Below are 20739 nucleotides of genomic sequence, written 5' to 3'. Positions count from 1 at the left end.
TCATACCGCGTCAGCACGACATCGCCATTCAGACGAACGCCTCCGCCGCTTCGGCATCGCCCGCGAGCCAGTCGTTCATCACGCGCGCATCCGCCTGGCGGTCCAGCGACAGGCACACGTCGCTCAGTGCATCGACTTGCGCGCGGTCGAGCGCGATGCCCGCCAGCGCCCGATATTTCGCCAGCAGCGCCGCGTCCGACAGCGGATTGCGCGGGTCGCCGAGCGCGATCGGCACGTGGCGTACTTCCCGCCCCCCGTCCGCGCGATGCAGGATCACCGTCGGCTCGTCGAGATCGCCGAGCGCCGGATCGACGTCGACCGCGATGCGCGCGAGCAGCGCGGTCACGCGCGGATCGGTGCGCCGGTCCGCGCGATACACGCCGATCCCCGTGTCGCCGAACGCCAGCGCCGCCGCCACCGCGTACGGCAGGCTCATCTGCGCGGACGACAGCGTCGACAGGTCGCGACCGCCGCACATGCGGGCCACGAACGCGCTCGTGCGCACGACCACCCGCTCGATCTCGCCGGCCTCGACGATGCGGCCGTCCGCGAGCTGCAGCGCCGCGTCGACGGCCGCATGCGCGCTGCGGCACGATGCATGCGGCTTGATCGAGCAGCGCATCAGCTTCCAGTGCGCGCCGAGGCCGTCGGTCAATGCGTCGGGCACATGCGATTGCGCGGCGAACGTGTTGAAAAAACCGCCCCACACGTCGTCGAATACGTGCGCGGGGCCGCTCACGCCTTCGCGCGCGAGCAGCGCCGCGAGCACGCCGCCCTCCGCCGCACGCCCGGCATGCAGCCGCTTCGTCTGCGCTCCGTCGTGGATGAAACCCCACAGGCCGCCCGCGAAACTCGCCGCATGGCCGAGCGCGTCGCGCGTGCGCGCGGCGTCGAGGCCGAGCACGCGCGCGCTCGCGGCCGCCGCACCGAACACGCCGCAACTGAGCGTCGAGTGCCAACCCGCCCCGTTGTGAACCGAGTAGCCGCCCGCTGCCTCGAGCACGCGCCGGCCGACGTCGTAGCCGAGCACGATCGCCGCCACGCATTCGCGGCCCGTTACCGGGTGTCTTGCGCACGACAGCGCGGCGAGCACGGCCGGCAGCACGACCGCGCCCGAATGATCGCAGCCGCCGGAATCGTCGAGTTCAAGCGCGTGCGCGGCAATCCCGTTGACGAACGCCGCATCGCGCGCGCCCGCGGTCCGCCGCGTGCCCCACAGCGGCGCGCCGCCATGCGCGACGGCGCCGGTCAGCGCACGGGCGCTGCGCGTCTCGACGGCGGACGTGCCCGCCAGCGCGGCACCGAACGTGTCGAGCACATGACGCTTGGCCTTCGCGACGACGTCGTCCGGCAACGCGTCGGCGGACGTCTGCGCGACGAACGCCGCGAGCCGCGTGGCGCGCGTATCGGTTGTCATCGTCATCGCGCCGACTCCTCCGCCACGCAGTGCGCGAACACGTCGACCGGATGTCCCGGGGCATTGACGGGCGCCTGGGCACACCACCAGCGCGCGATGTCGCGCCCCGTCGCGAACCAGACGTCGCCCGCGTCACGCAGATGCGCGAGCAATGCGCGCAGCAGGTCGATCCGCGCTGCCGTGCCTATGATCTCGGGATGCAGGCGCAGCACGCAGCACAGCCCGAAGCGCCGAAACCCGTCGACGTCGCGCCGCCAGTTGTCGAGCACGTCGCGGTACGCCGCGATGCGCGGCTGACCGGCCGGCACGGGCGGCGACAGGTTGAACTCGAAGTACGGCTCGTCTTCGAGTTCGTAGTGCAGCGGCAGCTCGACGAGCCGCGCGCCGTCCGCGCCGCCGTCGCCGCGCGGATGCACATACGGCAGATCGTCGCCGCGCCACGACGACGACCACGTGAAACCTTCCGCGACGAGGAAATCCGAGAAACCGTCGGCCCAGTTGCCGGTGAACGAGCGAAAGCCTTCCACGTCGCGGCCGATCGTGTCGGCGAGCGCCGCCCGTCCGGCGCGGCACGCATCGACCTGCGCGGCGAGCGGCAGCGCGTCAAAATCCTCGCAGCGATAGCCGCTCACGCCGAGCTCGTGGCCGGCCGCGGCGATCGCCCGCACCGCATCCGCATGCGTTTCGGCGACGATGCCTGGGACGAACCAGCTCGCCGGTACGCGAAACGCATCGAACGCATCGAGCAGCCGATCGACGCCGCGCGTCGCGCCGTAACGCCAGACCGACAGCGATTTCTCGCGGCCGACGATGCGCGGCTCGCGTGTCTGGATGCCGTGAATGTCGTTGAAGTCGACCGTGATCGCGACCGCGCATCGCGCGCCGCCCGGCCATGAAGGGAGTGTCGTCACAGGCCGCTCCGTTGCGTGGGTTGCGCATCTCGCGCGTGCTGCGCAAGCCACCAGTCGGCCACTTCGCGGCAGCGCGCGAACCAGACACCGTCCTGTGCACGCATGTGACCGAGCCACGCCTCGAGCAACGCGATGCGGCCGGGCTTGCCGCAGACCTTCGGATGCAGCAGCGTCGTCAGGCACAGCCCTTCGCGGTATACGCCGTCGAATTCGCGCGTCCAGTTGTCGAGCGTCGCGCCGTAGCCGGCGATCCGGTCGAGCCCGGCCGGATAGTCGGGGTTGCGGTGATACGCAAGCGACGCGTAGTCGTCGGTCTCCCAGCGGCCGGGTATCTCGACGAGCGGCGCCTCGCCGTCGTCACCGTGCAGCAGGTACGGCCGGTCGTCGCCGCGCATCGAGCTCGAATAGCGCACGCCGGCTTCGCGCAGCACGGCCACCGTCGCCGCGCTCCAGTCGCCGGACGGCGTGCGGAACCCGACCGGCCGCACGCCGAGCGTACGCGCGAAGACGTCGGCCGACTGCGCCATGATCTCGCGCTGCCGCCCGGGCTCGAGCGTCCAGAACGCTTCGTGCCGGTAGCCGTGGTAGCCGATCTCGTGGCCGCGCTCGACGATCGCCGCGCATTGCGCGGGCCAGGTCCGCGCAACCCACGCAGGCACGAAGAACGTCGCGGGCAGGTCGAACGCCGCGAGCATGTCGAGCAAGCGGCCGAGCGCGCGCCACGGCCCGTAGCTGCCGAGCGTGAAATACGCGGGGTTGCGCCAGATCGACCCGTTCAGCATCGCGTCGCCGGTCGGGCCGTCGAGATCGAACGCGAGCGCGACGCACGCGCGCTTCGCGTCCGGCCAGCGGGGAGCGAGGGCCGTCATCGCACGCTCAGTGGGTGCCGTTGATCATCGCCTTCGTCACCGCGTGCTCCTGCAGCCCCCACTTCGCCAGAATCTTCTGGTAGGAACCGTCGGCAATCAGCTGGTTGAGCGCCGTCGTCAGCGCGCTGCTCAGCGCGGTGTTGCTCTTCGCGACGCCGATGCCCGTGTATTGCGACAGGAACGGCTTGCCGACCGGCGCGTATGCGTTCTGCTCGAGGCCGTTCTGGTACGGCAGCGTCTCGCCGCCCTGCACGGCCGCGTCGATGCGGTTCTGGCGCAACTGCATACGCGCGTCCGACGAGCCGTCGGTACCGACCACGACGATCGCCGGCTTGCCGGCCTTCACGCAGTTCTCCGCGCTCCATGCGGTCGTGTTGTCCGGAAACGACGTGCGCCGGCTCGACCCGACGCGCTTGCCGCACAGCGCGCTCATCTGCGCGAACTCGCCGGCGCGCGCCTTCAGCGTATAGAACTGCGGGCCCGTCTCGATGTAGTCGACGAACGTCACCGCATCGCGGCGCGTCGGCAGGTCGGTCATGCCGGACAGGATCATGTCGACGCGCTGCGTCGCGACCGCGCTCATCATCTGGTCGAAGCTCGTTTCGACCCAGTTCAGCTTCGCGCCCATCTTCGCGGCGAGCGCTTCGCCGAGATCGACGTCGAAGCCCGCGAGCTTGTCGGTCGCCGGGTCCTTGTATTCGAACGGCGGATAGTTCGGCACGATCGCGACGTTCAGCGTGCGCTTCGCGCTCGCGGCCTGGGCGACTGCGAAGGAGGCATGCAGCGCGAGCGCGCCGAATGCGACGGTGGCCAGCGTGCGGGTCAGGACGGATGCTTTCATGGGGGCGCCTTGTCGTGGTGGGCTTGTATCGTTGACGGTGGAATCGTTCGGGCGCTTCGGGTCGGGGCGCCCGGCCCGTTCATGCAATCACGGCCGAGATGAAATCGCGCGTACGCGCGTGCGTCGGCGCGGACAGCACCTGGTCGGGCGGCCCGCTCTCGACGATCCGGCCGCCGTCCATGAACACGACGCGGTCGGCCACCTCGCGCGCGAAGCCGAGCTCGTGCGTGACGACGATCATCGTCATCCCGCTCTTCGCGAGATCGCGCATCACGGCCAGCACTTCGCCGACGAGCTCGGGATCGAGCGCCGACGTCGGTTCGTCGAACAGGATCAGCTGCGGATGCATCGCGAGCGCCCGCGCGATCGCGACGCGCTGCTGCTGGCCGCCCGACAGCTCGACCGGAAACGCGTCGCATTTGTGCGCGAGCCCGACGCGCGCGAGCAGCGTGCGCGCTTCCTCCTCCGCTTGCGCGCGGCGGCGCTTGAGCACCTGCACGGGGCCCTCGATCACGTTCTCGAGCGCGGTCTTGTGCGGGAACAGGTTGAAGCGCTGGAACACCATGCTCGTCGCCAGCCGCTGGCGCGCGACCTGGCGCTCCGACAGCTCGTGGAGCCGGTCGCCGGCGCGCCGGTAGCCGGCCAGTTCGCCGTTGACCCACAGCGCGCCCGCGCTGATCGTCTCGAGCTGGTTGATGCAGCGCAGGAACGTGCTCTTGCCCGAGCCCGACGGCCCGATGATGCACAGCACTTCGCCCTGCGCGACGTCGAGCGTGATGCCGTGCAGCGCCTGGAAATCGCCGTACGACTTGCGCACGTCGACCGCGCGAACGACCGCGTTCGTCATGACGTTCTCCCGATTGTTGAGGGTCGTGCCGTTCATGCGCGGCCCGCCGCGCGACCCGCGCCGCGCGCGAAGCGCCGTTCGACGCGCGCCTGCGCGAGCGACAGCACGGTGACGACCGCGAGATACCAGATGCCCGCGACGATCAGCAGCTCGATCACGCGGGCGTTCGCGTAGTAGATGTTCTGCGCGTTGTGCAGCATCTCCGCGTACTGCACGACGCTCGCGAGCGACGTCAGCTTGACCATGCCGATCAGCTCGTTGCCGATCGGCGGCACGATCACGCGCATCGCCTGCGGCAGGATGATCCGGCGCAGCGCCTGCAGGCGCGGCATGCCGATCGACTTCGCGGCCTCGTACTGGCCGGTGTCGACCGACAGCAGCCCCGCGCGCACGACTTCCGACGTATACGCGCCCTGGTTGATGCCGAGACCGAGCACCGCCGCGAGGAACGGCGTCATCACGTCGACGGTCCGGAATTCGGCGATGCCCGGGATGCCGAGCGTCGGGAACACCAGCGCGAGGTTGAACCACAGCAGCAGTTGCAGGATCACCGGCGTGCCGCGGAACAACCAGATGTAGCCCTGCGCGATCGCGCCGAGCACCGGGTTCGACGACAGCCGCATTACCGCGGTGACCACGCCGAGCACGACGCCGAGCGTCATCGCGAGAACGGTCATCACGATCGTGTTGCCGAGCCCCGTCAGGATCGAGCGTGCGGTCAGGAACTGGCCGACGACGCGCCACTCGATCTGTCCGCGCGCGAACGCGGCGGCCACGTAGGCGAGCGCGGCAATGATCGCGATCGACGCGACATAACGGCCCCAGTAGCGCCGGCGCACGCGCACGAGGCCGGCGGTATCGTCTGCCGCGGCGCCGGCCGGCCCGGATGCGCCGTCGAGACGGCGCGAATCGGAGGCGCTCAGCATGACGGCCCCCGGTAGTCGGCCGCCCAGGCGGCCTGGCGTTCGATCGCGCCGCTCAGGCGGCCGATCTGCTCGCGCACGCGCGCGGGCGACGTGCCGCCCGCGCCGCCGCGCGCGGCGACGGCAGCGTCGAGCGTCAGGTGCGCGCGCACCGCCGGCGCGAGGCGCGGGTCGACGGCCTGCAATTGTTCCGCGCTTGCGTCCGCGAGCTCGATGCCGTCGCGTTCGCACGCCCGCACGAGCGCGCCGGTGATCTCGTGCGCTTCGCTGAACGGCACGCCCGTCAGCGCAAGCCAGTCCGCGACCTCGGTCGCGAGCGTGAAGCCGAGCGGCGCCTGGCGACGCATCTCGTCGACGTTCACGCGCATCGTGCGGATCATCCCCGCCATCGCCGGCAGCACGAGTTCGAGCGTGTCGATCGAATCGAACGCGGCGATCTTGTCTTCCGCGAGATCGCGGTTGTACGCGAGCGGCAGCGACTTCAGCGTCGCGAGCAGGCCCGTCAGGTTGCCGATCAGGCGTCCCGCCTTGCCGCGCGTCAGTTCCGCGATGTCCGGGTTCTTCTTCTGCGGCATGATCGAGCTGCCCGTCGCATAACCGTCGTCGAGTTCCACCCAGCGGAATTGCCGCGACGTCCACAGGATCACTTCTTCCGACAGGCGGGACAGGTTCACGGCCAGCATGCTCGCGACGAACGCGAATTCGGCGACGTGATCGCGCGCGGCCACGGCGTCGATCGAGTTCTCGCACGGCGCGTCGTAACCGAGCTCCTGCGCGGACAGCTCGGGCCGCACGCAGATCGCCGAGCCCGCCAGCGCGGCCGCGCCGAGCGGCGAGCGCGCGGTGCGGCGGTCCCAGTCGACCAGGCGGTCGGCGTCGCGATACAGCGACTGCGCATGCGCCAGCAACTGATGGCCGAACACGATCGGCTGCGCGGGCTGCAGATGGGTGAAGCCGGCGGTCACCGTGTCGACGTGCCGGCTCGCCTGGCCGACCAGCGCCTGCTGCAGGTCGAGCACGCCGCGCACGAGCTGGCGCGCCTTGTCGCGCAGATACAGGCGCAGGTCGTTCGCCGCCTGGTCGTTGCGCGAACGCCCGGCGCGCAGCTTGCCGCCGAGCGCCGGCAGCCGCTGCGTGAGCACGCGCTCGAGGAACGTGTGCACGTCCTCGTCGGCGAGCGACGGCGCGATCGCACCGGCCGCGTAGTCGCGCGCGATGCCGTCCATCGCGGCCAGCAACTGCGCGAGGTCGTCGTCGTTCACGATGCCGGCGCGGTTCAACTCGCGCGCATGCGCACGGGAGCCCGCCAGATCGTACGGCACGAGGCGGTAGAAACTCGGATCGGAGCGAGACAGGTTCTGCAGCGCGTCGGACGGCTCCGACTGGAAGCGGCCGCCCCACAGGCGTTCGATCGGTTCGGTAAGGCTCATTGCGGTCGACCTCGACTCGGTTGGATTGCCCCCACTGTAGGCATTCAATTTTTTTTGTTGTAGCGAGAAATTGACTCCGCTTAAATGAAGTTTTTCTCAGCACCGTCGCCTTCGACGTGCCCGCCGATGCGCAACCGCCTGCCCCCGCTGAACCCGCTTCGCGCATTCGAGGCCGCCGCCCGGCGCGGCAGCGTGTCGGCCGCCGCCGACGAACTGCACGTGACCGCGAGCGCGGTCAGTCACCAGATCCGTATTCTCGAAAGCACGCTCGGCGTCGCGCTATTCGTCCGATCAAAGGCGCGCGTGAAACTCACGCCCGAAGGCGAGGCGCTGCTGGAACCGGTCGGCATCGCATTCGACATGATCGCGAACGCCACCGTCAGGCTCGATTCGCCGGCCGCCGTCGGCGATCTCGTCGTGTCGACGCCGCTGTCGCTGACGTCGCGCTGGCTCGCCCGACACATCGGCGATTTTCTCGAGCGCTATCCGGGCATCCACCTGAAGGTGATTCCGTCGAACGACGAACGCGAGATCTATTCGACGGACGTCGACGTCTGCATCCGCTACGGGGAAGGCACCTGGCGCAACCGGCACGTCGAGCTGCTCGAGCATCCGGCGCTGTTCCCGGTCGTGAGCCCGGCGTTGATGAACGGGCCCGATGCGATCCGCAAGGTGCAGGATCTCGCGGGACGCACGCTGTTCTGCGAGCATGCGGGCTCGTGGATGCGCTGGCTGGCAGAAGCAAACGCCGACAAGCTGCCGGGCATCCGCATCCTCGAAATCGGCAACGCGCACATCGGTGTCGAAGCCGCTGTGCACGGGCAAGGCGTCGCGCTCGGCGACAGCCTGTCCGTGCGCGATGACCTGATCGACGGCACGCTCGTGCGGCCATTCAGCGCAACGGTGCCGTCGCGTCATGCGTACTATCTCGTCACGCGTCACGAGCTGACCGGGACGCCGCTCGTGACCGCGTTCACGTCGTGGCTGCGAGCCTGCCTCGCGTGATGCGCGTCGTTGCTTGCGGCAGGGTTTCGGTCAGGCAATGAGATTCGCCAGGTCGTCCCACACCATGACGATGTTGTGCGAGCGCCAGATCGGCCCCGCATCGATGTACTCGCCGGCAAACCGCGCATTCAGCGCCTCGTAAAAGGCAATCGCGGATGCGTTTCCGTTGACGACACTCAACGCGGCGCCCTGATACCGCAACCCTCTCAAATGCGTCGCGAGTTGGGCAAGCAGCGTGCGGCCGATGCCGCGACGCTTGAATTCGGGATCGACATACAGGAATTTGATCTCGCCACGGCCGTCGAATATCGGTTCCGACGGCGCGCCGGCCGCGCCGATTCCGACGATCCTGTCGTCGGTCTGCGCGATGAGCACGAGCTGGTCGCCATCGTTCGACGCCAGCTTTTCCTGCCATCTTTTGCCACGATAGCGCTCGTCGAGCACGGCATGCGCTTGCGCCGGTGCGAGATCGCGATAGGTATGCCGCCAGACCTTGACGTGGAAATCGGCGATCGCCTGTGCATCGTCGATATTGGCGGACCTGATGGATATTCCGGTCATTGAGGATTCCCTGTCGAGCGGCTTTGCGCCAGTGGGTGCAGTGTATGCAGCGGATTGTAACGATTCGGGCAGCGATGTCGAATGACCGTTTGTGGCCCGCGGCCACCGGTCACGAGCTCCGAAGGCCGGCGGCCGACACGCGCGGAACGCGAACCGCGACCGGGCGTGTGGCGTTCACGCGTCCGTTCGCTGCTGCTCGCGGGATGGACCGTGCGAATCGCCGCTGAAGAGCCTGTTCCGCAACTGACCGCCGGCGAACGCGGCCGCAATCAACGACAGATACCCGGCGACGAGCAGATGTCGCCAGCCGTCGAGCGCGGCGCGGTGCGCAACCAGCGCCGCGTCGGGCGCCGGTACGGCGAGACTTCCCGGCACGATCGCACGCGTCATCTGCACGAATCCCGCCGCCGACAGCACGGGCAGCAGGACGAGTATCGCCAGCAGCACGAACTTCGCATGCCGAAAAAATGCATGGCGGCGCAAATGAAACCACAGTCCGAGACTGCCGTGCACCCATCCCGGTGCGAGCAGCGCGATCTGCAAACCCTGCGTGCCGCTCGTCAGGAGCGACACGATGACCCGTTCGTAGTTCGGCTCGAAGCCGTAAAACGATGTCGCAACCCGTGTCCCGACGACGTGGCGTATCAACAGCATGGGCAGGCTGAGTCCCGCCCACAGACGAAGCCATTCGGCGGGCGGCAGCGCCCAGTGTCGGCGGCCGTAGATGGTGCGGACCGCCAGCGCGAAATGCAGGCCGGCCGCGCCATACAGCAGGATCGTGCCGGGCGCGCTTTGCCAGAGCCCGATTGCCAGATGCAGCCCGCGCTCGGCGATATCGATCGACCAGATGCCGAGCGCGTGATTGACCATATGGACGGAAATATAGAACCACAGCAGGATGCCGGAACCGAGTTGCAGCCTGCGCGCGGCCTTGCGCGTCCCGTCTTGCGCCGACGCCGGTTTACCGGCATCGGAGTCGATCGCGTGCTGCGCGGGACGCGGCGCGCGGTTGCGCGACGGCGGGCGCATGCCGATGCGATCCTGGAACAACGATGGCCGCCGTGCCTCGTTCACCTTCGGGGCACCCTTGCCGTCGCGCTGCGATCGGCCGGGAATGTCCCGGGTTTGCCTCCGCTTGCCGTTCATTGGCGCCTCCCCTCGACGCGTCCGCCGCTTGATCGGCATACCGCGGAGCGGGCCCGTTTATTCCGGCGACGCACGACATCCCGCGCATGAAGTACATCGCACGGTGTCGGGAATAGGCGCGGTGCTCGCCGGGTATACGGTGTGTGAGCACGACGGATGACGATCGCGACGCGTCGGCACCCTGCACATCGAAACGAGCGCAATCAAGGAGACCATCATGTCCAACGTTCTGTCCCACTGGATTCTGATCGGCTGCGACGCATACGACGAGTATGTGTTCGTGCCGTGGCTCGATAAATCCGTCTATCTGAGAACGGTCAAGCTGCGTCGGGTCTGCCTGTTGTGACGGAAGCGGTTCCGGCGCACCGGAGTTGCCCCCGTAGTCCCGGACACCGCCTCACGCTACGGCCGATGCATCCACCGCGCGTCGAAACTCGCGTGGCGAGCGATACTTCAGTGCGCTACGGCGATGCTTCTCGTTGTAATGCTCGAACGCAATGGCGAGATTCCGCACGGCCGTCGCTGCATCCGGTTTCAGCATGAGGGCCACACAGTCGCGCTTCATCGTCTTCACGAAGCGCTCAGCCATGCCGTTGCTCTGCGGGCTGCACACCGGCGGCGTCAGTGGCTTCAGCTGCTACGCGAGCCACGACTTGATGTTCGCCTGCATCGCGCCGGTCGAGATTCCGTAGCGCTCGTGCAACGTCGGCAACGCGCCCGCGGCGAGGTACGCATCCGGCAGCGCGATCTGGCGGAACGGTACGGCAACGCCGGCCCCGATCAACGCAGTCGCCACCGCTTCGCCGAGCCCGCCGATCGCCGTATGGTTCTCGGCGACGATCACCATGCGTCCCTTGCGCGCCGCCTCGCGAACGATGGTTGCCGTATCGAGCGGCTTGATCGTCGGCACGTGCAGCACGGCCACATCGACGCGATCGGCTTCGAGTGCCTTCGCAACCTCGAGCGCGCGCATCGTCATGATCCCGGACGAGATCAACAGCACGTCGTTGCCGTCGCGCAGCAGCTTGGCCTTGCCGAGTTCGAAACGGTAATCGTATTCATCGAGCACGGCCGGCACGTTTCCACGCAGCAGGCGTACGTATACCGGCCCCTTGTGCGCAGCAATGGCCGGCACCATCTGCTCGATATCCAGCGCGTCGCACGGGTCGATCACCGTCATGTTCGGCATCGCACGCATCAGCGCCAGATCTTCGGCGGCCTGGTGGCTCGGCCCGTAGCCGGTCGTCAGCCCCGGCAACGCGCACACCAGCTTCACATCGAGATTGTCCTCGGCAATCGCCTGATGAATGAAGTCGTATGCACGGCGCGTGGCGAATACCGCATAGGTCGTGACGAACGGCTGCGCCCCTTCGTGCGCGAACCCGGCGGCCGCACCCATCAGCAACTGCTCGGCCATGCCCATCTGGTAGTAACGCTCCGGAAATTCCTTCGCGAAGATATGCAGGTCGGTGTACTTTCCGAGATCGGCGGTCATTCCGATCACATTGCTGCTCGTCCGCGCGAGCTTCGCGAGCGCATGGCCGAACGGCGCGGGACGCGTAGTCTGCCCTTCTGCCGCGATGGACGCGATCATCGCGGAAGTCTTCAGGCGCGGCTTGTTGTCGACGGTGCTCATGCGTGTCTCCCTGCTTCGAGTGCGTCGAGCGCGAGCTTCCACTCGTGCGCATCGACGCGAATGAAATGACTCTTCTCGCGTGCTTCGAGGAACGGCACGCCGCGCCCCATCTTCGTGTCGCAGACGATGATCCGCGGCTGCGGCTTGTCATGTCGGCGCGCGTTGTCGAACGCGCGCTTTACCGCGTCGATGTCATTGCCGTCCACGCGTTGCGTATACCAGCCGAATGCTTCGAGCTTGTCGACCAGCGGCTCGAATGCCATGACTTGCGTCGACGGGCCATCGGCCTGCTGGTTGTTCACGTCGACGATCGCGATCAAGTTGTCGAGCTTCCAGTGCGCGGCCGACATGAGCCCTTCCCAGATCGCACCTTCGTCGAGCTCGCCATCCGAAAAGAGCGTATAGACGAATGCATCCGAGCCCTTGCGCTTGAGGCCCAGGCAACGACCGACCGCGATCGTCAGGCCCTGCCCGAGCGAACCGCCGGACATTTCCATCCCGGGCGTATAGCTCGCCATCCCCGACATCGGCAGACGACTGTCGTCGCTGCCGTAGGTTTCGAGTTCCTCGGCCGGCAGGATGCCAGCTTCGAACAGCGCCGCGTACAGCGCGATCGCGTAGTGGCCGTTCGACAGCAGGAAGCGGTCGCGCCCTTCCCACTCGGGATCGTCCGGGCGATAGCGCATCGCGCCGAAATACGCGACGGCCAGCACGTCGGCGATGTCGAGCGCCTGGCCGACATAGCCCTGCCCCTGGACTTCGCCCATCAGCACGGCGTTTCTTCGGATACGGTACGCGCGCTCGGCGAGCGTGACCGCTTCATGGATGGTTTCGGTATCCATCGATAGCTCCAGTATTGTGTCGGAAGGAATGCAAATCGAATCAGCGGTTGACGGATCGGGGCACCAGGAACACCAGCAGAGCGCCGACCGTGATCGCGACGGAGATGAAGAGCAGTCCCGCAGTGGACTTGCCGGTCAGGTCGTTCAGCCAGCCGACGATCGCAGGCGAGAAGAAGCCCGCGAGATTGGCAAAGCAGTTGACCGCGGCGATGCCCGCCGCCGCCGACATCCCGCCCAGCAGGGCCGTCGGCAACGACCAGAACTGCGACGACGACGCGAGGATGCCGGCGGACGCAATGCTCAGGCACACGATCGACGCGCTGACGCTGCCGAGCGTCGGCAAAGTCGCGAAGCCCGCCGCCGCGATCAGCATCGGCACCGCGAGATGGAAGCGACGCTCGCGGCGGCGATCCGCGCTCATGCCGATCAGCGGCAGCGCGATGATTGCGCACGCATACGGGATCGCGGTGAACAGTCCGACCCACAGCGGATCGGCAACCCCGGCCTTGCGAATGATCGTGGGCAGCCAGAACGTGAGGCCGTACTGACCGAGCACGACGCAGAAGTAGATCGCGGCCATCAGCCACAGGCGGCGGTCGGCGACGAACGAACGAATCGACAGGTGGGCGGTAGTGTGCTCGGCGTCGGCCGACACGTTGCGCGCCAGCAAGGCTTTTTCGGCATCGGTCAGCCATTTCGCGCCGGTAATGCCGTCATCGAGATACAGCAGGATCGCAAAGCCCAGCACGAACGAAGGCAGCGCCTCGAGCAGGAACAACCACTTCCAGCCCGCCATCGACATCGCGCCGTGCAGCGAATGCATGATCGCGCCCGACAGCGGCCCGCCGATGATCCCCGCCAGCGGAATCGCCATGAAGAACAGCGACAGTGCCTTCGCGCGGCGTGCCGACGGGAACCAGTACGTGAGGTACAGGATCACGCCCGGTGCAAAACCCGCTTCGGCGACGCCGAGCAGAAACCGCAGCACATAGAACGCGGTGGGCGACCTGACGAACACGAAGCTCGCCGAAATGACTGCCCACGTCAGCATGATGCGGGCGAGCCAGCGGCGCGCACCGACGCGATGCAGGATCAGGTTGCTCGGCACTTCGAACAGAAAGTAGCCGAGAAAGAAAATGCCTGCGCCCATGCCGTACACCGTCTCGCTGAAGCGCAGGTCGTTGAGCATCTGCAGTTTCGCGAACCCGACGTTGACGCGGTCGAGATAGGCGCCCAGATAGCACAGCATCAGGAACGGGATCAGCCGTCGCGCCACCTTCGCGTAGGTGGCCGCTTCGAACGTCTGCGCATCGTCCCGTTGCAGCATCTCGCCCGAAACCGGCGGTGCGGGGTACTTTGCTCTCATCTTTGTCTCCTGCCATGGCCCCGGGTTGTCCCGGGTGCATGATGGGCGGCGCCGCGATTCACGCGACGCCGTTTCAGTGGATCAACATCCCGCCATTGACGTCGAGCGTGATGCCCGTCAGGTAGCTCGACAGGTCGCTCAGCAGGAACAGGCATGCGTTGGCGACATCGGCGGCATCGCCGAGGCGGCCGAGCGGAATGCCCTTGACGATCTCCTCGCGCATGTCCGGCGTCAGCTTGTCGCCGGTGATGTCGGTCTGGATCAGGCCCGGCGTGATCGAATTGATGCGGATATGGTCGGCGCCGAATTCGCGCGCCATTGCCTTCGCGAGGCCGAGCACGCCGGCCTTCGCGGCGCTGTAGTGCGGACCGCCGAAGATGCCGCCGCCGCGTTGCGCGGACACCGACGACATGCACACGATGCTGCCGCCGCGCCGCTCCTTCATCGCCGGCAGCACCGCTTGCGACATGTACAGCGTGCCGCGCAGGTTCACGTCGACGATCGTGTCGAAGTCGCGCCCGGAAATGTCCATCGTGCGCACGGGCTGCGTGACGCCGGCGTTGTTCACGAGGCCGTCGATGCGACCATGGCGCTCCAGGGTCGCGCGGGCCGCGGCCACGCACGCGTCGCGGTCGGTCACGTCGCATGCCAGGCCGAGATGGTCCGTCCCGAGTTCGGCGGCGGCCGCCTCGGCGTCTTCGCGGCGAAGGTCGAGAATCGCAACGCGTGCGCCGTGTGCAGCCAGTATGCGGGCCGTGGCCTTGCCGATACCGCGCGGCGATGCGGCGCCTGTCACGATGATGGTCTTGTTGTCGAGCAACATCGGTCGTCTCCTGTTGTTGATGTGTGTCCAGAGTGTCGGCTCACCGGACACCCGCATCAACGCGGAAACGCTCAGCCATAGTTGAGAAAATTTCAGATGACGCCGCACGGCGCGCCGCGGGTGCTGCAACGCAATATCGCGTGCGGACCGGAGGACCTGGCGCTCAGCCCGGCCGCCCGTAAGCCGCGACCTCCCGCTCGATCCACGCAAGGAAACGCTTCACGCGGGGCAGTTCCGCGTTCTGCCGCGGGTAAACGAGGTGATGTGCGCCGACTTCGACCGCATGAGTCTCGTCGAATACCGGAACCAGCAGCCCTTCGCGGATCTTCACCGACGCAAGCATCAGGCTTTCGAGCGCGATGCCCAGGCCCAGCGCAGCGGTTTCGAGCGACATGTATGACCGGTCGAATGAAAAATCGAAGGTCTTCTGCGCCGCGAGCGATACGCCGGCTCGACCGAACCACTGCTTCCACTGGACCAACGGCGTTTCGGAATAGATCAGCCGATGCGCGAGCAGTTCTTCCGGCGCCTTCACCGGATGCCGCTCGAGATATTGCGGCGAAGCGAGCGGCGCAATGAACTCGCCGCGCACCGTCCTGACCTCGAGGTTGTCCCAGTTGCCGTAGCCGTGCCGGACATCGATATCGTAGAAGCCGTTCGAGAACGACACGTTTTCGTAAGAGCACGCGAGGTTCAGCTGGATATCCCCGTTCGCCTCCTGAAACGACGACAGCCGCGGCAGCAGCCACATCAACCCGAAGCTCGGGCTCGAATGCACGCGCAGGATATCGACTTCGGTGCGGCTCGACGCACGCTCGGTTGCGCGGCTCAGGTCGGCCAGCGAGCCGGTGACGTCCGCCAGGTAGCGCTCGCCGGTCGGCGTGAGGACGAGTCCGCGCCCCGATCGCTGGAACAGCGGCTGACCGATCAGCGATTCGAGGTTGCTGAGCTGGTGGCTCACGGCGGACGCGGTCAGGCCGAGTTCGTCCGCAGCGCGATTCACGCTCTTGGTCCGGGCCACGCTTTCGAACGCGATGATTGCCTTGAGTGGTGGGATGCGCATGTTGGAATCCGTTGAGGAGGTCTACTCGCCCGACTGGCCGGCGTCGACATGAACGTCGAACGGTTTGTCCGGGCAAAGGCGCTTCGGCACAGGCATCAATTCTAGAGCGCCGGTCGATCCGGGCTCCTGCCGCCCACCTCCTTGCCTACGAAACGCGCTTCCACGCCGCTTCGCATGACGAGATCAAAACGCTCAGGCAAATATGGAACACGGTGGGCTCGCATGCCCTGACGTCGTGGCCGCGAAGAGGCCGACCGTTTGGTGGAACGTCGCTTTCGGAAGGGAATCTCAGGAAGTCAGGGGCACCGCCAAGCCGGGGTAGATCCAGCCGGAACATTGCACAGGAATCAAAGGGACCCCTGCTACATACCATAGCGCTACACCTTCGCCCTCTCCGGAGTAACGAACATCAGGCGCGCCCGCCAACACGCGCCCCGTAGAGGCAGTTGTGGTGGCCGAAGAAGTACTGGGTACTTGGTAGAGACGGCCACGCACGACGCGTTATTGCAACGTGTCGCGCGCGACCTGCTGCCCGACGGCTGGCCTGCGATGTGCGTGGTTCATCTTTTCGCGGTTCGCGAACCCGCAGTGGAGGTATGAGTCCAGTGCCACCATTCATGGTGGTCCAGATTTCTAAGCAGTTCCGCGCGACGATGCTCGCGGCGATAGCGGTTCATTGCGGCAATTGCCGCAAACGCCAGCACGAACGCGCCGACCACGAACCCGACCCATGCTCCGCTCATAGCAGCCTCCGTCATTTTCGGCCAACTCGGATCACTTAACGCATTCGCGAGACCGCTTTCAGGACAGCGCGGCCCTCTGCGGTAACCTGGACACGCCGACAACCCGATGCCGGCTGATCAACGGCGATCAGGCGATGCTCGATGAGCGTGACGAGTTCGTCGCGATCCAGTTCGATCTGATCAGGAGCATCCCAAACGATCATTAAAGTAGTAATTTCGTGCGGACTTAGCATGGTCTGCATGGAATATTCGTATCGGACAATTGGATTGTGTATACATGCGCGAACGCATGCCTCCCGCTTTCAACGCAACAAGGTGCGCGAGAGTTTGTAACGACCCCACCATTTCCTGCGACGATTCAATGCGCGATTTAGTGGGCACATTCTAACGCGCCTGCATCTATTTCCGGTCCGCCACCTCGTAGGTGAATGCCCTGATTCGGAAACGTTATCATTGATCAAAATCAAGCAAGCATGTGAAATGGTATGAATATATAAATCCCAAAATATATTTCATATAATCACTTGAACTTGTCATTTTTTGAAGCTGTCAGATAATGCAGGTCGATATTTTTTAATAAACATTCTGCCGCATTCATTCAGAATCCTCACTTTCGCTGTATCGCCGGAGAGAAACGGCCAGTGCATCGACATCGCTTTGATAACTTGAAATGACATCCGCCCGCTCCGGAAATCGTTCGCGTTGCAACGACAATGTCTCCACGGCTGCGGCGTGACGCCTGACAAGCTGCCCACGCGTCACCCATTCGTCATTTCCGCCGGTGCAGGACTTGATGCGCTTCAGCATGCCGTCGCCGAGAACCTTGAGCGGCGCGTGCCCATTGATGAATTCCGCGTAGTGTCCCGAGAAAAACCGCTCCCACTCGTTCCCCTCCGAGTCGTGCCGAAACGCGACGATATGCCCGCCGAGATCGACCAGGTAGCGATAGGACAAATTCTCATGCGCGTCGGGTGAAGTCAGCTCGGCAGACCTGTTCGCTCGATGAAATCTGTCGGCGAGCGATCCAGCACCATCGGACAGATGCGCAGCAAGGAAAAACTGGGCCGCGCCGGATGGGCAGCCGTTCTGAGGAATAAGGAACGTTACATGGCTGCCGTGCTGCAATGCGAACGTGTAAGTCGCAAGTATGCTCATTACGATTTCCTCTTGATCCTCATGAAGACGATCGGCACCTGGACGCTATTTCCCGGATCACTCGTCTGCGGGTGCAATCTCAGCAGCAAGCGATATGCCATCGCGACGCACTCGATTCGCAGGGCGATACGAACCGCCGGAATACACGGAAAGTCGCCGTGAGCGGATGAAAATGTTTCATCGTCGATACGTTTCGCACGGCTCAAGCGCCTGCACACGTCGCTCGCCCTTGTCGAAACCTTCGGGGTCGATGCGGAAGGTTCACTTTCCCGATCCCATTGGGCTTGCCATTTCCCCGACTCGCCTGCCTGGTTGCAACGCTGAAACAGATCGGCTGGCCGGTCGAAGCGCATTCGGGAACACGAATTGCGCCATCGTTTCGGTGCAGCCCAACCCGGGAGTGAAAGATGCGCAACGGCCATACCGTCAGTAAGGTGGCCGCGTGGCTCGCCGTTGTCGTTGCCCTGACGATTGCCGCGCTGTTCGTCTTCATCGTGACGTTCGACTGGAACCGCGCGCGCCCTTGGGTCGATGACAAGGTATCGGACGCGATCGGACGGCAGTTCGCCATCAACGGCGACCTGCGTGTCGGGTGGCATCGGCCCGTGAGCGAGCATGGCTGGCGCGCCTGGGTGCCGTGGCCGCGATTCAGCGCCCGCAATGTCACGATCGCCAACCCGGACTGGGCGCGCACGAAGCATTTCGCCACGCTCGACGCGATCAGCTTCGAAGTCGAGGCGCTGCCGCTGCTCGCGCGCCGCATCGTGATTCCGGCCATCGACCTCGTCAATCCATCCGTCGACCTCGAACGCCTCGCGGACGGGCGCGTCAACTGGACGTTCCAGCTCAAGAATGCCGGTCATCCGGGCAAGTGGACGCTCGACCTGCACGATATCGCGTTCGCCACCGGCAAGCTCCGCTACTACGACCAACAGAAGCAATTCGACCTGAGCGGTGTGATCGACACGCTCGGCAAGCCAATTGCGTTCGGCGATGCGTTGAAGCAGCAGGCGGCGCTGGCGCGCAGCGAATCGGCGCAGGCCGTCGGCCAGGAGGGCCAAAAGAAACTCGCGGCACAGGTACACCACGGTGCGGCACGATCCCCGGCGCCCGTGTCCGGTATCGAAGCGGCATCCCGCGCATCGGCAGCAGCGTCGCAAGCGCTGGCCGCGGCGTCGCAAGCGTCGGCCGCGATATCCACTACCGCGATCGCCCCGGCGGCATCGGCTGCGTCGAGCACGTCCGCGACAGCGGCGTCGGGCGCGACGGCCTCCGCAGCGTCCGGCGCATCGACAGGCGCCGCGCCCGCCGCGTCCGTAAGCACGGGCGACTACACGATCGGGTGGACCGTCGACGGAACCTACAAGAAAGGGCACGTTGCCGGCACCGGCAAGCTCGGAAACGTGCTGGGGCTGCAAAGCGTTCAGCGCCCGTTTCCGGTCCAGGCCAATTTGCGCTTCGGCGATACGAAGCTGGCGCTCGTCGGCACGCTGACCGATCCGGCGCACCTGGCGGCGGTCGACCTGCGACTGTGGCTCGCGGGCACCAGCATGGCGCACCTGTACGACGTCACCGGCATCACGCTGCCCGAGACCCCGCCCTATGCGACCGACGGGCGGCTGATCGGGCAATTCCGCGCGTCCGGCAATGTCTTCAAGTACGAGGACTTCACAGGGCGTGTCGGCGGCAGCGATCTCACCGGCACGCTGGTGTACGTTTCGCGCGAACCGAGGCCGCTCCTGTCGGGCACGCTGGTGTCGAAGGTGCTGCGGTTCGCCGACCTTGCGCCGCTCATCGGCGCCGACACGAATGCCAGCAAGGCGCGCCGCGGCGCCGCGGTCGCACAGCCCGCGAACAAGGCACTGCCGGTCGAGGCGTTCCGCACGGAGCGCTGGAAGAAGATCGACGCCGACGTCCGGTTCACCGGGCAGCGCATCATCAAGTCCCCGAGCCTGCCGATCACCGACCTGACGACCCACGTCGTCATGCAGGACGGCGTGCTGACGCTCAACCCGCTGAACTTCGGCGTCGCGGGCGGCACGCTGGCGTCGAACATCCATCTGGACGGCAGTGGCACGCCGCTCAAGGGGCGGTTCACGCTGCAGGCGCGACACCTGAAGCTGAAGCGGCTATTCCCGACGTTCGAGGTCATGCAGACGGCGCTCGGCGAAGTCAACGGCGATGCCGCGCTGTCGGCCACCGGCAACTCGCCGGCGGCGCTCGCCGCCACGTCCAACGGAGAAGTGAAGACGCTGGTCACGGACGGCACCGTGAGCCTGGTGCTGATGGAAGCGGCCGGGTTGAACGTGGCGAACGTGGTGTACGAGAAGCTGTTCGGCGATCGCGACGTGAAGATCAACTGCGCGGCGGCCGATTTCGTGGTCACCAATGGCGTGCTCGACTCGCGCGTATTCGCGCTCGACACCGAAGATGCGGTGATCGGCATGAACGGTAACGTGAACCTGCGGGACGAGACCATGAACCTGACGATTCATCCGCATACCAAGGGGTTCCGGGTGATATCGCTGCGCTCGCCGCTGTACGTCACCGGCACCTTCAAGCAGCCTCACGTGGGCGTGAAGCCGGGCGCGCTCATCGCGCGCGGCGGGGCGGCGGTGGCGCTGGGCCTGCTGAATCCGCTCGCGAGTTTGCTCGCATTGCTCCAGCCGGGCCGCGATCAGCCGCTGCCGTGCAAGCAGATGCTGACCGACATGGAGCAGCGCCCGACCGCGCCGCCACCGGGAGTACGAAAGGAGAAAAAGGCTGCACCGGTGTATATGAATGCGACGCCGCCGGCTTCACAGGCTCATGCGCCGGCGGCTGTCGAACCCGAGCAAGCGACGCGCGCGGGCCGAACCGCCGCTCCTGGCCGGTAAGGCCGCGGTATTCGAGCTCGGACGGAGACGTCGGCCCGCCGCGTCGAGCAATGGCCGCATAGGAGCGTAAGGCCCGACCGCGCCCGAACGCGTCACGCAGGTCGGCTTACAGCGCCGAGCGCGCGCCGAAATGATCGTCGAGCGCCTCGGCCGTGATCGCGCAGGGTTCGGGTTGACCGTCGACGTCAACGGTGAAGCGCAGTTGCGGCGCCGTGTAAGCTGGCGACCACCAATATCCAGCAAACCCTTGTCAGACGGGGCCTGGACGGATTTCAGCGGACCCGG

Annotated in this window: 20 protein-coding genes and 2 pseudogenes; 3 read left to right on the top strand and 19 right to left on the bottom strand. The window is 66.2% G+C overall.

All coding sequences use genetic code 11. The annotated features are described in order from the left end of the window. Positions 1–28: 28 nt before the first annotated feature. The 7 genes from AC3WLY_RS07560 to argH all read right to left on the bottom strand — a co-directional run bounded on the left by AC3WLY_RS07560 (position 29) and on the right by argH (position 7238). A complete protein-coding gene (locus AC3WLY_RS07560) occupies positions 29–1423 on the bottom strand; it encodes an MmgE/PrpD family protein (protein WP_492309696.1) in 1395 nt (464 codons plus the stop codon). Further along, positions 1420–2328 (bottom strand): polysaccharide deacetylase family protein, encoded by a 909-nt coding sequence (locus AC3WLY_RS07555; protein ID WP_492309695.1) that lies wholly within the window; start codon positions 2326–2328, stop codon positions 1420–1422. Before AC3WLY_RS07555 ends, AC3WLY_RS07560 begins: the two co-directional genes overlap by 4 nt. Further along, the gene (locus tag AC3WLY_RS07550) at positions 2325–3197 is read right to left on the bottom strand and encodes a polysaccharide deacetylase (RefSeq protein ID WP_310133359.1); all 873 of its coding nucleotides are present in this window, start codon (positions 3195–3197) and stop codon (positions 2325–2327) included. Before AC3WLY_RS07550 ends, AC3WLY_RS07555 begins: the two co-directional genes overlap by 4 nt. A gap of 7 nt (positions 3198–3204) precedes the next feature. Beyond that, complete coding sequence (locus AC3WLY_RS07545) at positions 3205–4038, bottom strand: ABC transporter substrate-binding protein (protein ID WP_492309694.1); 834 nt, start codon at positions 4036–4038, stop codon at positions 3205–3207. 79 nt (positions 4039–4117) lie between these two features. Next, positions 4118–4921, bottom strand: coding sequence for an amino acid ABC transporter ATP-binding protein (locus AC3WLY_RS07540; RefSeq protein ID WP_492309693.1), 804 nt, complete (start codon positions 4919–4921; stop codon positions 4118–4120). Further along, positions 4918–5811 carry an amino acid ABC transporter permease gene (locus tag AC3WLY_RS07535; protein ID WP_492309692.1) on the bottom strand — a complete coding sequence of 298 codons (894 nt, stop codon included), beginning with the start codon at positions 5809–5811 and terminating at the stop codon, positions 4918–4920. Before AC3WLY_RS07535 ends, AC3WLY_RS07540 begins: the two co-directional genes overlap by 4 nt. Beyond that, positions 5805–7238, bottom strand: a complete 1434-nt coding sequence (gene argH, locus AC3WLY_RS07530; protein WP_111021030.1) for an argininosuccinate lyase — start codon at positions 7236–7238, stop codon at positions 5805–5807. Before argH ends, AC3WLY_RS07535 begins: the two co-directional genes overlap by 7 nt. Positions 7239–7364: 126 nt before the next feature. Here argH and AC3WLY_RS07525 point away from each other — a divergent pair, with 126 nt between their 5' ends. Further along, a complete protein-coding gene (locus tag AC3WLY_RS07525) occupies positions 7365–8243 on the top strand; it encodes a LysR substrate-binding domain-containing protein (RefSeq protein ID WP_175964006.1) in 879 nt (292 codons plus the stop codon). Between the two features lie 30 nt (positions 8244–8273). On the opposite strand, the gene AC3WLY_RS07520 is transcribed toward AC3WLY_RS07525, so the two are convergent. Next, a complete protein-coding gene (locus AC3WLY_RS07520; RefSeq protein WP_310133344.1) occupies positions 8274–8687 on the bottom strand; it encodes a GNAT family N-acetyltransferase in 414 nt (137 codons plus the stop codon). 291 nt (positions 8688–8978) lie between these two features. Beyond that, positions 8979–9989: a hypothetical protein gene (locus AC3WLY_RS07515; protein ID WP_492309691.1), complete on the bottom strand. Its 1011-nt coding sequence runs from the start codon at positions 9987–9989 to the stop codon at positions 8979–8981. Between the two features lie 178 nt (positions 9990–10167). Between AC3WLY_RS07515 and AC3WLY_RS07510 the strand changes: the two genes are divergently transcribed. After that, on the top strand, positions 10168–10296 hold the full coding sequence (locus tag AC3WLY_RS07510; RefSeq protein ID WP_256260748.1) for a hypothetical protein: 129 nt from the start codon (positions 10168–10170) through the stop codon (positions 10294–10296). 51 nt (positions 10297–10347) lie between these two features. Here AC3WLY_RS07510 and AC3WLY_RS07505 read toward each other — a convergent pair. The 9 genes and pseudogenes from AC3WLY_RS07505 to AC3WLY_RS07465 form a co-directional block, all read right to left on the bottom strand. Next, positions 10348–10584: pseudogene (locus AC3WLY_RS07505) on the bottom strand (integrase core domain-containing protein); the annotation flags it as partial. A gap of 3 nt (positions 10585–10587) precedes the next feature. After that, positions 10588–11586, bottom strand: coding sequence for a transketolase family protein (locus AC3WLY_RS07500; protein ID WP_492309690.1), 999 nt, complete (start codon positions 11584–11586; stop codon positions 10588–10590). Beyond that, on the bottom strand, positions 11583–12428 hold the full coding sequence (locus AC3WLY_RS07495; protein WP_111021075.1) for a transketolase: 846 nt from the start codon (positions 12426–12428) through the stop codon (positions 11583–11585). Before AC3WLY_RS07495 ends, AC3WLY_RS07500 begins: the two co-directional genes overlap by 4 nt. A 40-nt stretch (positions 12429–12468) precedes the next feature. Then, positions 12469–13794 (bottom strand): MFS transporter, encoded by a 1326-nt coding sequence (locus AC3WLY_RS07490; RefSeq protein WP_492309689.1) that lies wholly within the window; start codon positions 13792–13794, stop codon positions 12469–12471. 73 nt (positions 13795–13867) lie between these two features. Next, positions 13868–14617: an SDR family NAD(P)-dependent oxidoreductase gene (locus tag AC3WLY_RS07485; protein WP_492309688.1), complete on the bottom strand. Its 750-nt coding sequence runs from the start codon at positions 14615–14617 to the stop codon at positions 13868–13870. A 163-nt stretch (positions 14618–14780) separates the two neighbouring features. Further along, on the bottom strand, positions 14781–15680 hold the full coding sequence (locus tag AC3WLY_RS07480; RefSeq protein WP_175964001.1) for a LysR substrate-binding domain-containing protein: 900 nt from the start codon (positions 15678–15680) through the stop codon (positions 14781–14783). A gap of 560 nt (positions 15681–16240) precedes the next feature. Then, entirely contained in the window at positions 16241–16423 is a 183-nt protein-coding gene (locus tag AC3WLY_RS07475) for a hypothetical protein (protein WP_072444060.1), read from the bottom strand. 35 nt (positions 16424–16458) lie between these two features. Then, complete coding sequence (locus tag AC3WLY_RS07470; protein WP_110281430.1) at positions 16459–16665, bottom strand: hypothetical protein; 207 nt, start codon at positions 16663–16665, stop codon at positions 16459–16461. Positions 16666–17017: 352 nt separating this feature from the next. Further along, complete coding sequence (locus tag AC3WLY_RS07465) at positions 17018–17578, bottom strand: hypothetical protein (RefSeq protein ID WP_310133330.1); 561 nt, start codon at positions 17576–17578, stop codon at positions 17018–17020. A gap of 407 nt (positions 17579–17985) precedes the next feature. On the opposite strand from AC3WLY_RS07465, the gene AC3WLY_RS07460 reads away from it, so the two are divergent. Next, positions 17986–20454: an AsmA family protein gene (locus tag AC3WLY_RS07460; RefSeq protein ID WP_492309687.1), complete on the top strand. Its 2469-nt coding sequence runs from the start codon at positions 17986–17988 to the stop codon at positions 20452–20454. Positions 20455–20563: 109 nt separating this feature from the next. Here the strand turns inward: AC3WLY_RS07460 and AC3WLY_RS07455 are convergent. Further along, a pseudogene (locus AC3WLY_RS07455) lies at positions 20564–20659 on the bottom strand (DUF1488 family protein); the annotation flags it as partial. Between the last annotated feature and the right edge of the window lie 80 nt (positions 20660–20739).

It is taken from the genome of Burkholderia sp. FW306-1C-G01B, from assembly GCF_058781685.1.
This window is presented reverse-complemented; position numbering and strand designations above follow the sequence as displayed.

Excerpts from the sequence above, each read along its gene's own strand:
- AC3WLY_RS07560 (WP_492309696.1), bottom strand. The coding sequence starts at position 1,423 with ATGACGATGACAACCGATACGCGCGCCACGCGGCTCGCGGCGTTCGTC.
- AC3WLY_RS07550 (WP_310133359.1), bottom strand. The coding sequence starts at position 3,197 with ATGACGGCCCTCGCTCCCCGCTGGCCGGACGCGAAGCGCGCGTGCGTC.
- AC3WLY_RS07545 (WP_492309694.1), bottom strand. The coding sequence starts at position 4,038 with ATGAAAGCATCCGTCCTGACCCGCACGCTGGCCACCGTCGCATTCGGC.
- AC3WLY_RS07540 (WP_492309693.1), bottom strand. The coding sequence starts at position 4,921 with ATGAACGGCACGACCCTCAACAATCGGGAGAACGTCATGACGAACGCG.
- AC3WLY_RS07535 (WP_492309692.1), bottom strand. The coding sequence starts at position 5,811 with ATGCTGAGCGCCTCCGATTCGCGCCGTCTCGACGGCGCATCCGGGCCG.
- argH (WP_111021030.1), bottom strand. The coding sequence starts at position 7,238 with ATGAGCCTTACCGAACCGATCGAACGCCTGTGGGGCGGCCGCTTCCAG.
- AC3WLY_RS07525 (WP_175964006.1), top strand. The coding sequence starts at position 7,365 with ATGCGCAACCGCCTGCCCCCGCTGAACCCGCTTCGCGCATTCGAGGCC.
- AC3WLY_RS07515 (WP_492309691.1), bottom strand. The coding sequence starts at position 9,989 with ATGCCGATCAAGCGGCGGACGCGTCGAGGGGAGGCGCCAATGAACGGC.
- AC3WLY_RS07510 (WP_256260748.1), top strand. The coding sequence starts at position 10,168 with ATGTCCAACGTTCTGTCCCACTGGATTCTGATCGGCTGCGACGCATAC.
- AC3WLY_RS07500 (WP_492309690.1), bottom strand. The coding sequence starts at position 11,586 with ATGAGCACCGTCGACAACAAGCCGCGCCTGAAGACTTCCGCGATGATC.
- AC3WLY_RS07495 (WP_111021075.1), bottom strand. The coding sequence starts at position 12,428 with ATGGATACCGAAACCATCCATGAAGCGGTCACGCTCGCCGAGCGCGCG.
- AC3WLY_RS07490 (WP_492309689.1), bottom strand. The coding sequence starts at position 13,794 with ATGAGAGCAAAGTACCCCGCACCGCCGGTTTCGGGCGAGATGCTGCAA.
- AC3WLY_RS07485 (WP_492309688.1), bottom strand. The coding sequence starts at position 14,617 with ATGTTGCTCGACAACAAGACCATCATCGTGACAGGCGCCGCATCGCCG.
- AC3WLY_RS07480 (WP_175964001.1), bottom strand. The coding sequence starts at position 15,680 with ATGCGCATCCCACCACTCAAGGCAATCATCGCGTTCGAAAGCGTGGCC.
- AC3WLY_RS07475 (WP_072444060.1), bottom strand. The coding sequence starts at position 16,423 with ATGAGCGGAGCATGGGTCGGGTTCGTGGTCGGCGCGTTCGTGCTGGCG.
- AC3WLY_RS07470 (WP_110281430.1), bottom strand. The coding sequence starts at position 16,665 with ATGCAGACCATGCTAAGTCCGCACGAAATTACTACTTTAATGATCGTT.
- AC3WLY_RS07465 (WP_310133330.1), bottom strand. The coding sequence starts at position 17,578 with ATGAGCATACTTGCGACTTACACGTTCGCATTGCAGCACGGCAGCCAT.
- AC3WLY_RS07460 (WP_492309687.1), top strand. The coding sequence starts at position 17,986 with ATGCGCAACGGCCATACCGTCAGTAAGGTGGCCGCGTGGCTCGCCGTT.